Raw genomic sequence first — 13,486 nt, forward strand, 5'->3', positions numbered from 1 at the left:
TCACTTAACTGCTGGCATAGAGCCGACGATACATATGCTCGGCATAATCATCTGTCATACCGGAAATATAGTCACAAATGACTCGGCTTTTAAGCGGTGCTTCAGCCTGGCTCCAGCGTTGTTGTGTATTGGCTGGTAATAAACGTGACGGATCTGAATTAAAGGCGTCAAATAACGCCATCAGCATGTTTTGACAACGAAAACGCGACTGCTGAATATCTGGTTTAGAAATAACGCAGCGGTAAACCACTTGCTTAAGGCACTGCAAAATAGCCTGTGGTGCGTCGTCTAGTTTGGCATTGTAGCGAATTAGTGGCTCCTCAGCATGCGGTAAAACTTGATACATGCTTACTGAGCTGATCAACATGTTAACCAATGAGCCAATAGCATCTTTGCGAAGATGATGCTGGTTGCTAAAAAGATCCACGCTAATTTGCTGCATAAGTTTATGCAGTGTTTTGGGTAGCACAGCCCAGTCTGCGGCAGTATGTTGCTGCCACTGTTCCTGGCTAATATTACCCAGCACAATGGCGTCTTCTAAATCGTGAACACCATACGCAATGTCGTCAGCAAGCTCCATAATGGAAGCATCTAACGATTTATAGCGCGCTTTAATATAGGGTGATGCGTTCAGTGTTTCAGTGGTTTGAAATAAAGTTTTATCAGTGGAAGATAAGGGTGCCAGTATCCAGTTCAGGATGTCGGCATCATCATTGAATATGGCTTTCGCAGGCTTCCATGGTGTTAAATTTAACGGGTTGGTTGCGGCTAATACTTCCTGGCTAAAATCAGGCTGAAGTACGGGATATTTTAATAAACCAAGCAAAGTACGTCGGGATAAATCCATACCATGGTGCTGGGTGTATGGTTCCAATTTAGCAACGATCCGCAGTGTCTGGCCATTGCCTTCAAAGCCACCTGCATGCAACATTTTATAATTAAGTGCGGTTTCGCCACCATGGCCAAAAGGCGGATGGCCGATATCATGTGCCAGACAAAGTGCTTCCATCAGGCTGTCATCCGGTAAAAAAACGCGCTCTGTTGAGGTAACTTTTGCTCTGAGTTGGCTAACCAACCCAGTGCCAATCTGCGCCGCTTCTAAAGAGTGTGTTAATCGGGTGCGGTAAAAGTCATTTTGTCCAATACCTAAGATTTGTGTTTTAGATTGTAAACGACGAAAAGCGGCAGAGTGAAGAATTCTTGCCCGATCACGTTGCCAAGGGCTACGTTGATCGCCTGGTCTGCTAATACTGGTTGAAGAGCGGCGTTGAGACCATAGTGAGTCTGGCATAAAATTCCTTGTTAATTCAAAGCGCTATAAAGCGTCCAATCTGAAGTGCCGCAATAAGACTAGTTGTTTATCTTACGCCAACTAGCATAAAAGTTCGAGCGCTACCTTAGTCTTGTCTATTATTATGCTGACCAGCAAAAAGCAGTCGACAGTAGATAAATGATACTGTATAAAAGAACAGTAAATTAATCAGGGGAAAACACCATGGCTGTGATCATCAAGTATGTAGTAGAACGTAACGGAGCAGAAAAAATGACTTTTACTTCTAAAGCAGAAGCAGATGCATACGATAAAATGTTGGATACTGCTGATGAACTATCGCGTTTTTTAGCCGCTAGCACCTTAATTACTGACGAACAATTAAGCGAAACATTAGCGTTGTATATGGCGCAGCAAAAAGATGAGCTACTGGTTGCGTTGGGCGCAAAAAAGCCAGCCGCTAAAACCGATAAAACTGCTAAAGGTGATAAAACAAATAAAGCCAGTATTGCTGCGGTAGAACGCGCAGCTTAACGACTGATTAGCGGCTTAGGTGCCGCTGCTGCCAATAAGTGCGTAGATCTGCTTTTACCTCAGGTAAAAGCAGATACAGTGCAAGTATGTTAGGTACAGCCATTAAAAATATCATTGAATCAATAAAATCGAACACGGCCATAACATTAGGTACTGCGCCCATTGAGACAATGATACAAAAAAACACTTTATAGAGCTGGGTTAACCGTTCATTGTGGCCCACCAAGTAACGCCAACCGGTTAGTCCATAGTAAGACCAGCTGATAACGGTAGAAAAACCAAATAACAGCAGCGCTACCATGAGTATCCAAGGGAACCAGCTGAATACCGAAGCGAACGCGCCTGATGTAATTTGCACACCGTCTAACCCCGGCGTTTGGTAAGCACCAGTCAGAATGATGACCAAGGCGGTAATGGTACAAATTACTACTGTATCAATAAAGGGCTCTAACAGACCAACAAACCCTTGGCTTACCGGATCTTTTACCTGTGCTGCAGCATGGGCAATAGGGGAGGAACCAATACCGGCTTCGTTAGAATAGGCCGCCCGGCGAAACCCCTGAATGAGTACCCCAATAAAGCCGCCATAACTGGCTTCGGGGGTAAACGCGCCTTGTACGATTAACCACAACGCTGCGGGTATCGCGCTAGCGTGATGCAACATAACAATAACCGATGCCAACAGATAAACGCCGCACATTAACGGCACTAATTTACTGGTAACCCGCGCAATGCTTTTTAAGCCACCGATAATTACAGCAGCAACTAACAAGGCATAAATAACACCAAACAGCCAAGCGTTGTCAAAACCAGTTACGGTCTTAACCTGCACAAAGCCTTGATTAACATGAACAAATCCTGCCGAGCCAAAAATGACAAACACCGAAAACGCCATGGCGAGAACCGTACCAAGTAATGGCAGGTTAACTTTATCCAGTGCGGCTTTAATGTAATACATAGGGCCGCCCGACACGCTACCATCTGCATTTAACTGGCGATACTTTACCGCCAGTGTACATTCAACAAATTTAGTCGACATGCCTAGCAGACCGGCAACAATCATCCAAAATGTCGCTCCCGGGCCGCCCAGACTGATTGCAATAGCCACACCAGCAATGTTGCCTGTGCCAACAGTACCGGATAGGGCGGTACTTAGTGCTTGAAATGGTGTAATTTCGCCCGCTGCAGTACCAGTTTTATTGTTTTTTAATAAACGGATAGCGTGACCAAAGCCCCTAACATTAATGAAGCCTAAATAGCAGGTAAAGACCAAGGCACCACTCACCAGCCAAATTAATACCAGCGGTATACTTACTCCATTGACATCAAAAGCATAAAAAACTGCCGCAGCAAGATGAGATGTCAGGTTCTCAAAAGCCTGTTGAAAAGAAAAGTCGTTATTCATTAAATTACTTCAGCAGTATGGATGGCTAATGTTTTTCGCAAGATTACTGTGTAATTGATGTAGAAACAAGAAATTATCTGTTGTTCATCATTGTGCATTGTAACCGTGGTGTTTTCTTCATATGCTGGCAAGTATCCAGTATCACACTTAATGCGATAACCCCTGTGCATAAACATCATCATCATGATCATAGTCATCATCATGCGAACCATAGCGAAAGCAGTAATATTGCGTTGGCGTTTTGGCTTAATTTTGGTTTCGCATTACTGGAGATTGTTGGTGGAATACTCACCAATAGTGTGGCGATAATCGCTGATGCCATTCATGACCTAGGTGACAGTATGGCGATAGGTTTTGCCTGGGTTGCCAGTAAAATAGCAAACAAAAAGCCTACGCAACGTTATAGTTATGGCTACCGGCGTTGGTCTTTATTGTCGGCGTTAATCAGCAGCGCCATTTTGTTATTTGGTTCTGCTTGGGTTTTAACAGAGGCCATTCCAAGATTGTTGCAACCGCAGTTACCGCATACCGGTGGCATGTTTGTGTTGGCAATTTTGGGTATTGCGGTAAATGGTGCCGCAGTGCTGCGTTTGCGCCGTGGTAAAACGCAAAATGAAAAAGTACTTAGTTGGCATCTATTAGAGGATGTATTGGGATGGGTTGCCGTGCTCTTGGGTTCAATATTAATGTACTTTACCGGTTGGGCATGGTTAGACCCGGCGCTATGTATTGCTTTTACACTTTTTATACTGGTGAATGTGGTAAAGAGTTTAAAGCAAACACTTGCACTGTTTTTGCAGGTTAGCCCTGATCCTGCGTTACAGCAGGATATTTTTCAAAAATTATCACAGTTAGAGTTTGTTGCGTCGGTTCACCATTTACATTTGTGGTCTCTAGATGGTGAACAACATGTGCTTACGATGCACGTTGAAATTAACACCCCCTCGGATTTAGCCCAGCAGTTGGCTTACAAACAACAGATTGCACAGTTACTTGCGCCGTATAAACTTAGCCACACGACAGTTGAATTTGAGCTGGCAGGGGAGCGTTGCCGGGATCAACACTAATAAATGAGTATATATAGTAAACGAATTAAGCAGAATCGGATTGCCCTAAGCTAACCGTTGAAGCCCTGGATGGGCTGAAACGAGCCACCACGGTTGGGTTTACGGCGTGTTAGCGTGGGCAATCTGGATGGCAGCTGACAACTTAACAAACTCGCATTAAGCTCGCTGCCTTTTTCGTTACTAAGACTGGCTGTAACCGGGTAAAAACTGTGCGAGTTTGCCAATAGCCGCGGATAATTGATCTTTATGCGGTAAAAAGACAATACGAAAGTGGTCCGGCTCTGGCCAATTAAACGCGCGGCCATGCACCAACAACACCTTATGTTGCCGCAGAAAATCCAATACAAAGAGTTCATCATCTTTGATGCGGAATTTTTTTCGGTCAATTTTAGGAAACAAGTACATGGCACCTTGAGGGCGCATGCAGCTAATACCGTCAATTTCTGTTACCAGCTTGTGCGCGAGATCCATTTGGTCATATAGGCGTCCGCCTGGCACCACCAGCTCGTTAATGCTTTGGTAACCGCCTAACGCTGTTTGTACCGCATGCTGACAGGGCACGTTGGCGCAAAGTCGCATTGATGCCAATATGTTCAACCCTTCAATATATTGTCGCGCCAGTTGTTTAGCACCGGATATAAACAGCCAACCTACACGAAAGCCTGCAATGCGGTAATTTTTCGACAAGCCACCAAAGGTAAGCATTACCAAATCATTTGCCAGCGAAGCGGTACTTACATGCTCTGTACCGTCGTAAAGCACTTTGTCATAAATTTCGTCACTCAACACTACCAAACTATGTTCGCGGGCAATTTTTAACAGGTCCAATAAAAAGGCTTTACTGTACACAGCACCGGTTGGGTTATTAGGATTGATTAACACTATCGCTTTAGTTCTTTTGCTGATTTTTGCTTTAATGTCATCAAGGTCTGGATACCAGTCTTGTTGTTCATCACAACGATAATGCACTGCTTTACCGCCTGCCAGATTAACAGCGGCTGTCCACAACGGGTAATCAGGTGACGGTACCAGTACTTCATCAGCATTGTTTAGCAATGCTTGCAAAGACATAAGAATAAGCTCTGATACCCCGTTGCCAATATAAACATCATCTGCATCTGCGCTGGGGATCCCGCGTTGTTGATAGTACTGTGCTACTGCAACACGTGCCGGGTAAATACCTTGCGAGTCAGAATACCCTTGCGCTGTTGGCAAGTTGTGCATCACGTGTTTGAGAATTTCATCCGGTGCTTCAAAACCAAAGGGCGCAGGATTGCCAATATTAAGCTTGAGGATCCGATGTCCTTCTTCTTCCATGCGTTTTGCTTCTTTTGCGACAGGGCCGCGGATGTCATAACAGACACCATCTAATTTAGTTGAGCGCTCTATTGGTTTCATAACAACGACCTTACTGTCTCCATTTTAAACGTCCAGATAGCTATATTGCTACAGGCAATAGTTTTTACATAACTGCGGTCTGTTTGCAATGGATGGCCGCGGGTTTTCTGAAATAAAAGCACTAAAACACTTTTTAATCGTATTACGTAAGCGCTACAGGTAAAATAGCGTAGTCTCAACGTAATAAATTGGTTACTGCCTTGGTAAAAGTTCCAGAGTACACACGTAACCTGTAGGTGATAGATGTTATTAAAGAAATTTGCTGTATTCGTATTTTGGTTGCTGGTGGGTGTTGCAGCCCTCAGCCCTTTTACCGAGCTTGAGCCGGTAAAACAGTTGGACTCGCTTGAAGATTGGCAAAAACCAGGCCGAATTACTGCGTTAAGCCAGGCCGATCAGAAAAAAGTGTTACAGCGTCTGGCGTATACACAGCCGTTACCCCGCAAAATCCCTTTGCCGGACTTCAATCAAATTAGCAATACTACCGAAAAAAAACGGCAATTTTTTAGTTACTTAAGGCCTTATGTCAAACGAGAGAATGCGCGTATACGCGCTTTGCGTCAGCAATTGCTCGATATTCAAGAGAAAAAGCAAAAGCGGATGCGCTTATCATTAGAGGAATATGCATTTTTATACAGTTTATATGATGAGTTTCGCATGGACGTAGCCGAAACGGATGAAATCATGTTAGCGGAGCTGCTAAAGCGTGTTGATGTTATCCCTGAAGCGTTAGTGTTAATGCAAGCGGCAAATGAATCAGCTTGGGGAACAAGCCGTTTTGCGGTTGAAGGATATAATTTTTTTGGCCAGTGGTGTTTTCGCGAGGGCTGTGGTTTAGTGCCAATGGAAAGAGGTGAAGGGCAGTACCACGAGGTTGCAAAGTTTGAAAATCCGGCAGCGAGTATTAATAGCTATTTTTACAATCTGAATACTTTCCATACTTATGAACCACTGCGTCAGATCCGCGCGCAGTTACGCCATGAAGGTAAACCCGTTCGCGGCGAAGCATTAGCCTCAGGCTTAGTGGCCTATTCTGAACGTGGCGAAGAATATATTAGTGAGATAAGCGGCATGATCCGCTTCAACCGTAAGTTACTGGAAGAATAATATGCGTTTTATACTGTTAAGCCTACTGTTGTGGGGCCCGCCAGCTTTTGCCGATTTAGTGATGAGTTATCACGGATTTTACGGTCGGATGAAGAAGCTTCAACAGCCAGAATACAGTGATATTACGTTGGCATTTGCATTGACGGGTGAACGAAGTGGAAAGCCATGTAAATTTTATAGTTTAAAATTAGTAAGTGATCAGCATGATTTTGATGTGGATATTGCTGGCAATGGTGAAATTAGCTTACCTTATGATGAAGCGCTAAAAAACGCCAATGCAGTATTAACGGTGCTTCAGGCTGATAATTCCGAGCCATGTCAGGTGCAATTTCGTTTGCGAAGCCGTATGCGCTTGCCAAGCGATATTAGTATTGAAACACTGCTGCATTATCGTCATCAATTTAAGCAATTGCTTGATGATATGGCCGGGGTAAGCAAATACTGGTTACCTGATGTCATAGGAGTGATTGTTGAATTTCCACAGGCAGCTATAGCGGTTGATTTGAGCAACGAGCAAAGCGACGTTACTCTTTGTGAGGCTAACCGGTGCAATATTGAATTAGTTGACACTTTACCCGCAAATATTCAGTGGCGATTTGCCGCGCGCCCCAGTTATTTATTACCATTGCTGCAAGGCAGCGTTAAGTAAACGCTGCCTTGCAGCAGATTATTGCGTTAGCTTAACGCAATAATCTGCACTGGCGAATCTTGAGGGTGATTGTCGTCATCGGCAATCAGTCCTACAGGTATCGTTGGCACAGCGTCCTTATCAAAGGCGGTATCGCGCTCACTCAGCTGGGTGTCTTTGGTTAGTGCGGCAAAATTAAATAAATTCTTATCAATCATGTGAGACGGGACAATGTTTTGCATCGCCTGAAACATGGTTTCTATGCGGCCAGGGAATCGTTTATCCCAATCTTGTAGCATCTCTTTTACGACCTGGCGCTGTAAGCCGTCTTGAGAGCCGCAAAGGTTGCATGGGATTATTGGGAACGCTCGGGCAACAGAGTATTTCTCTATGTCTTTTTCCCGGCAATACGCTAACGGCCTAATCACAATATGTTCGCCATTGTCGCTAACAAGCTTAGGTGGCATAGATTTCATTTTGCCACCATAAAACATATTCAAAAACATCGTTTCGAGCATGTCATCGCGGTGGTGGCCTAATGCAATTTTAGTGGCGCCCAATTCTTTTGCGGTGCGATACAAAATACCACGGCGCAGCCTTGAGCAGAGGGAACAAGTAGTTTTACCCTCGGGAATTTTGTCTTTGACGATGGAGTAGGTATCTTCTGTAACGATTTTATAATCTACGCCAATGCTTGTTAAATACTGTGGCAACACCTCAGCCGGAAATCCGGGCTGTTTTTGGTCAAGATTCACGGCAATAATGGCAAAATTTATCGGGGCAGATTGTTGCAGATTCAGTAAGATATCCAGCAGGGTGTATGAGTCTTTACCCCCGGATAAACACACCATGATCTTATCGCCTTCTTCAATCATATTAAAGTCGGCAATAGCCTGACCAACGCCACGGCGTAGTCGTTTGTGCAGTTTATTCAAACTATATTGCGCTTTGGCTTGTGCTGCATGAGTCATAAAACAGGTGTACCACTAAACAAAATGGCGCACATTATAGCTAAGCGTGCGCCAATACCAAAGCAGTGCGATGTTAAATGTCAGTCTTTCTGCATTGGAGAGATAAAGTTTTCCGGTTTTATGGCTAAAACATCGCAATCTAGCCTATCTATAACATGTTCTGCGGTATTGCCAATAATAGCGGCAGATAAACCCGTACGGCCAATAGTACCAATTATCACCATTTCAGCATCCAGTATTTTGGCTACTTCAGGTAACACGTCCTCAGGCATACCTTCTTTGACATGACGGTATTCAGCCGCAATATCAAACTGTTCTGCCAAGGCGGTAACGGCATCAACGTGATGCAATTTCATCGTATCATTGTATTCCTGCGGGTTAAATTCCGGAATTTCAATGGCGATGTTAACTGGTGTACCCGGATAAGCATTAACCAAGTGTGTTTGAGCCTTTAAAAGAGCCGACATCTTTAACGCGGTCTTAGTGACACGTTGATTAAGCGATAGATGATGCTCCTGCTCGCTGCCGGCATTGACAGCGGCAATGATGTTACCGCCTTGCGGCCAGTCGTGATCTTTCACCAACAATACCGGGCAGGGACATTTACGTAAAATATGCCAATCAGTGGGCGTGAAAATCATGGATTTAAGCACGTCATGATCATGAGTGCCTTTAATAACCAAATCGTAGCTGTCTTCCAGTACGGCATGTATCACAGCTTCAAAAGGCCGGCTATGCCAAACAACTTTAATATCAATTTCAATGCCACCGGCCTTCGGTGCCGCCAGATAATCACTGATCCAAAGTTCTCGGTCTTTAATAACGGCCAGGCGCATAGACTCGCGTTCATCACCGGATAACATGGTGGTCATTTCGTAAGAAAAATCGTAGACAGACAAAAAGGCAGTAAGTTTACCGCCTTGTAATCGAACTAATTCAATTGCACGATTAAGGGCTTTTTGTTTTTCAACACTAGGATCTAAAACAACTAATATGTGGTTGTAAGCTGACATAGGTTACTCCCGCTAAGACACGTTATATAAGTGTAGCCAATTTAACCTATATTGCATGGGGCAAACTTGCGCTGGCGCAAACAACCGAATGCGAGAATTAGCAATGAGCGGTTAACGCTGCCAACTTAGACAGTGCAGCCTGATCAGTTATGCTTATTAACTTACCTTCCACTTTTATCAATTGTTCTTTATCAAGTTTACTTAGTAAACGACTGATTGTTTCTACCGTTAAGCCGAGGTAATTGCCAATATCACTGCGTGTCATGGTTAAACGAAACTGACTGGCAGAAAAACCACGGCTTGCATAGCGCTGCCCTAGTTGTGATAAAAACGTGGCTAATTTTTGCTCAGCTGTTTTACGGTTTAACAGTAACATCATTTGCTGATCAGCTTGAATATCTTCGCTCATCAGTCGCATCATTTGCTGACGCAATCGGGGCAACTGGTCCAATAAAACGTCAAGGTTTTGCAACGGAATTTCACACACCATAGCGGTTTCGAGTGCTTCAGCATAGCTTGGGTGCAGCTGTTTACTCAGACCATCAAAACCTACAATGTCGCCTGGCAGATGAAAACCGGTTATTTGCTGTTCCCCCTGGTCAGTAAGGGTAAATGTTTTAAACGACCCTGTTCGAATAGCATATAAACAACGTTGTGCCTGAGCCGCTTCGAAAAGCATATCAGCTTTGTGCAATGGTTTTTTGCGTTGAATAATATCATCCAGTCGGGTTAGCTCAGTATCATTCAGCGAAAACGGTAAACAAAGCTGACTAAAACCACAGTCCTGACAATTGATAGCAGAGCGTTGCATAACGGCGTCCTTGAGTTTTTCTAAATTGTATACACATTAACAGATTAATAAACCAAGCGATGGATAGCGTTCCAAATGGTATATAGGGCATAAATAGAAAGTATAGTTGCAGATATATAGCGAAATAGCTGCATATTTTTCAGTTTAGTCAACATGTTTGCTGCGCTACCAGTTAACAATATAGCGGGTAGGGTGCCAATACCAAAGCTCAACATAATGAGGCCGCCTTGCACTAATCCTCCGCTGGCTAAACTCCAGCTAAGCGTGCTGTAAACTAAGCCGCAAGGTAAGGCTCCCCAGCACAAGCCATAGCTATAAGCTTTAGCGGGGGAATCCAGCGGTAGCAGTTTTTTTGCCACAGGCTGCACATAACGCCATAACGACTGGCCCAGTTTTTCCAGCTGTATTAAACCAAACCATAGCCGGCTAATATACATGGCCATCATTAACAATAAAATACCTGCTATTAAACGCAACCATAAGAGTGACACACCGGCAAATTGCATTGCACTTGCACCAAAATAGCCAACAGCTGCGCCAAACAAGCTATAGGTAGTCAGGCGACCGATACTTAATAAGCTTTGTAGTTGCATCTTACGTAGCAAGTTTTGTGTCGGCATTGATAACTGTAATGCCGCTGCGATACCGCCGCACATTACCAGGCAGTGACTACTGCCAATTAAGCCTATTAGCAAAGCTGCAAGCAGATCAGTAATCATTCTTCTGATGTCGTGGTTTTTTATCAGTTGGTGTTGCAGTGTCATCTTCAAATAAAATACTGAAGCCTTCTTTATCTAAATCTTCAAATTGTTTACTGCGTACGGCCCAGAAAAAAACTGCTAAACCTATGATAACAAAAAGGATAGCAATTGGGATAAGCATGTATATTACACTCATTTTTTCAGCAACCTTAGTGAGTTAGATACGACTAATAACGAACTGAACGACATGCCTATTACAGCGATATAAGGTGATACCCAACCTGCAATAGCTAAAGGAATTATTAACAGGTTATAGCCCGCAGCCCAGTATAAATTTTGTTTAATAACGCGCTGTGCGGCTGCACTACCTTGCAGCAAATCCGCCAGTAATTTAATGCTAGGTTGTAACAATACCACATCGGCCTGATTCTTTGACAAATCACTACCGGTTTCCAGTGTTACCGAGACATGAGCTGCATGAAAACCGGGGTTGTCATTTATACCATCACCCAGCATTAATACTTTATGGCCCGCATTCACGAATTTATTTATTTCAGTTACTTTTTGCTCAGGGGTACAGCCTTTAACCATATGATTAAATTGAAGAACGGACTGAAGTTGCTCGGCTTGTACTGAACTGTCGCCAGTTAACATCGTTAAATGATAACCCTGTTGGCGTAAGTTATTGATCAATATAGGCACTTCTGCCCGTACAGCATCTATTAAACTGATTGCAGCAACATTAACCTCGTCGATATTCAAAAACACCTGGGCACTGCCAGCAAGCTGTTGTTGGCAAAAACTAGCGCTACCGACTTTAATCTGCTGGCCATTATAGTGCGCACTAATACCTGCACCCACTTCAATACTAATGTGCTCCAGTGGTTGTGGTTGCGTAAGATAATTACTAAAGGCTCGTGCTATTGGGTGCTCAGAATACGACTCCAGATTGGCAATAATATTTAGTAATTCAGGTTCGTTATACTTGCTGTCAAATATCTCTACCTTATCTACTGAAAATCGCCCTTCGGTTAATGTGCCCGTTTTATCAAATATAATATGGGTAAGCTCAGGTAATACATCTAATACGGCGGCATTCTTTATTAACACGCCGCTGCGATTAAGCCGGGCAAGTGCGCATGTTACAGCTGTTGGGGCGGCGAGACTAAGCGCGCATGGACAAGTCGCAACCAATACCGACAATGTCACCCAAAAAGCCCGTTCAGGATCAAGCCAGACATACCACAGTATAAATGTTGCGACCGCGACCAATAGCAGTCGCTCAACAAAATAACGCGCCAACGCGTCCGTTTTTTGCAGTACCGCCGGTTTTTGGCTTAGCGTACGTTGCTGCAGAGTAATAATTTGGCCTAAACGTGATGACGCCAGAGGCTGACGAACTGTTACGTGCAGCAATCCGTCATGATTCACGCTACCCGCCAGAACGCTATCGCCAACTGTCTTGGCGATAGCGATATATTCGCCGGTTAGCATGGATTCATCCGCAGAACTTTGGCCATAGACAATATCACCATCTGCGGCAAAGGTTTCACCCGGCTTCACCAAAATCACATCATCAACATTTAGTCGCCTCGCTGAGACAGTTTGTTGTTGTTCACCGATAAGCCGGGTTGCACTTACCGGCATAATTTTTAAAAGGTTACTGGTTGCATCCCGCGCTCTTGAGCGGGCTCTGTACTCAAAAAACTTACCCAATTGCAGTAGAAAGGTAAACATACATACCGACTCAAAATACACTTCACCAGTATTAAATAAGGTGGCATATGTCGAAGCAAAGAAGGTGTAATAGATAGCCAAACTTACCGGCACGTCCATATTAAGCTGTTTCGCTTTAACTCCGCGCCAGGCACTTTTTACAAATGGTACCGCGGCATACAACACAACAGGCAGGCTTAGAAAAAAGCTTATCCAACGCAAATATCCCTGATGAGATGATTCAATACCCGTGTAGTCACCAAAGTATAACGCCACTGCCAACATCATCACTTGCATGGACATGATACCGGACACAGCCAGTCGTTTTAGAAAGTGGTTTAACTCAGTTTTAAACTGTTGTTCTTCTTGATCAGCAATAAAGGGGCTCGCCTGATAGCCAATTTTTGCCAAACCAGAAAGTATTTCACTTAATGGCTGTTGTGCAGCATGCCAGGTTAAGTGACAACGTTGGGTCGCGGAATTTACATTAACCTGTTTAACGGCAGGAAGTTGGCGTAGTTGTTTTTCGATTAACCAAGCACAGGCAGCGCAGCTGATACCGGCTATTGAAAGTTCAATTTCCGTTAACTCCCCAACTGGCTGACTGATGTCTGCCAGTACATCTGGTGCATCAAATTCACTTAACGTGGCAGTGAGATCGGCTGGCATTGCATTAGCTTTGCTTGCCGGTTCGGTACGAAAGCGATAATAATCTGCTAAATTGCTGTCAATAATAGTATCCGCAACCGCAAGACATCCTGCGCAGCAAAATTGACGTGGTTTGCCGTCAAAATCTAACGTAAAGTTAAACTCTGGAGGGATAGGTTCATTACAATGAAAACAGCGGCTGGCGCTCACGTTGAAG

12 protein-coding genes and 1 pseudogene are annotated in these 13,486 nt (G+C 44.1%); 4 read left to right on the forward strand and 9 right to left on the reverse strand.

Features of this window, described 5'->3' with window-relative positions:
* Nucleotides 1-4: 4 nt before the first annotated feature.
* Complete coding sequence (locus tag H595_RS0107330; protein WP_027670626.1) at nucleotides 5-1,291, reverse strand: anti-phage deoxyguanosine triphosphatase; 1,287 nt, start codon at nucleotides 1,289-1,291, stop codon at nucleotides 5-7.
* Between the two features lie 204 nt (nucleotides 1,292-1,495).
* On the opposite strand from H595_RS0107330, the gene H595_RS0107335 reads away from it, so the two are divergent.
* A complete protein-coding gene (locus H595_RS0107335) occupies nucleotides 1,496-1,804 on the forward strand; it encodes a YebG family protein (protein ID WP_027670627.1) in 309 nt (102 codons plus the stop codon).
* Between the two features lie 7 nt (nucleotides 1,805-1,811).
* Here H595_RS0107335 and H595_RS0107340 read toward each other — a convergent pair whose 3' ends face one another.
* Nucleotides 1,812-3,209: an alanine/glycine:cation symporter family protein gene (locus H595_RS0107340; protein WP_027670628.1), complete on the reverse strand. Its 1,398-nt coding sequence runs from the start codon at nucleotides 3,207-3,209 to the stop codon at nucleotides 1,812-1,814.
* 164 nt (nucleotides 3,210-3,373) lie between these two features.
* Here H595_RS0107340 and H595_RS0107345 point away from each other — a divergent pair, with 164 nt between their 5' ends.
* On the forward strand, nucleotides 3,374-4,276 hold the full coding sequence (locus H595_RS0107345; protein ID WP_027670629.1) for a cation diffusion facilitator family transporter: 903 nt from the start codon (nucleotides 3,374-3,376) through the stop codon (nucleotides 4,274-4,276).
* 180 nt (nucleotides 4,277-4,456) lie between these two features.
* On the opposite strand, the gene H595_RS0107350 is transcribed toward H595_RS0107345, so the two are convergent.
* On the reverse strand, nucleotides 4,457-5,674 hold the full coding sequence (locus H595_RS0107350) for a pyridoxal phosphate-dependent aminotransferase (RefSeq protein ID WP_027670630.1): 1,218 nt from the start codon (nucleotides 5,672-5,674) through the stop codon (nucleotides 4,457-4,459).
* Between the two features lie 243 nt (nucleotides 5,675-5,917).
* Here H595_RS0107350 and H595_RS0107355 point away from each other — a divergent pair, with 243 nt between their 5' ends.
* Entirely contained in the window at nucleotides 5,918-6,781 is an 864-nt protein-coding gene (locus H595_RS0107355) for a glucosaminidase domain-containing protein (RefSeq protein ID WP_027670631.1), read from the forward strand.
* Nucleotide 6,782: 1 nt separating this feature from the next.
* Nucleotides 6,783-7,430, forward strand: a complete 648-nt coding sequence (locus tag H595_RS0107360; protein WP_027670632.1) for a DUF2987 domain-containing protein — start codon at nucleotides 6,783-6,785, stop codon at nucleotides 7,428-7,430.
* Between the two features lie 26 nt (nucleotides 7,431-7,456).
* Here the strand turns inward: H595_RS0107360 and ttcA are convergent, their stop codons facing one another.
* The 6 genes and pseudogenes from ttcA to H595_RS0107390 all read right to left on the reverse strand — a co-directional run bounded on the left by ttcA (nucleotide 7,457) and on the right by H595_RS0107390 (nucleotide 13,479).
* Nucleotides 7,457-8,380 carry a tRNA 2-thiocytidine(32) synthetase TtcA gene (ttcA, locus tag H595_RS0107365; RefSeq protein ID WP_027670633.1) on the reverse strand — a complete coding sequence of 308 codons (924 nt, stop codon included), beginning with the start codon at nucleotides 8,378-8,380 and terminating at the stop codon, nucleotides 7,457-7,459.
* Nucleotides 8,381-8,460: 80 nt separating this feature from the next.
* A complete protein-coding gene (gene uspE / locus H595_RS0107370; protein ID WP_027670634.1) occupies nucleotides 8,461-9,393 on the reverse strand; it encodes a universal stress protein UspE in 933 nt (310 codons plus the stop codon).
* Between the two features lie 97 nt (nucleotides 9,394-9,490).
* Nucleotides 9,491-10,207, reverse strand: a pseudogene (gene fnr, locus H595_RS0107375) (fumarate/nitrate reduction transcriptional regulator Fnr); the annotation flags it as partial.
* 41 nt (nucleotides 10,208-10,248) lie between these two features.
* On the reverse strand, nucleotides 10,249-10,968 hold the full coding sequence (locus H595_RS0107380) for a sulfite exporter TauE/SafE family protein (RefSeq protein WP_240474845.1): 720 nt from the start codon (nucleotides 10,966-10,968) through the stop codon (nucleotides 10,249-10,251).
* Entirely contained in the window at nucleotides 10,913-11,101 is a 189-nt protein-coding gene (ccoS, locus tag H595_RS0107385; protein ID WP_027670637.1) for a cbb3-type cytochrome oxidase assembly protein CcoS, read from the reverse strand. Before ccoS ends, H595_RS0107380 begins: the two co-directional genes overlap by 56 nt.
* Nucleotides 11,098-13,479, reverse strand: coding sequence for a heavy metal translocating P-type ATPase (locus H595_RS0107390; RefSeq protein ID WP_027670638.1), 2,382 nt, complete (start codon nucleotides 13,477-13,479; stop codon nucleotides 11,098-11,100). Before H595_RS0107390 ends, ccoS begins: the two co-directional genes overlap by 4 nt.
* Nucleotides 13,480-13,486 lie beyond the last annotated feature (7 nt).

This window comes from Rheinheimera baltica DSM 14885 (genome assembly GCF_000425345.1).
Classification (GTDB): domain Bacteria; phylum Pseudomonadota; class Gammaproteobacteria; order Enterobacterales; family Alteromonadaceae; genus Alishewanella; species Alishewanella baltica.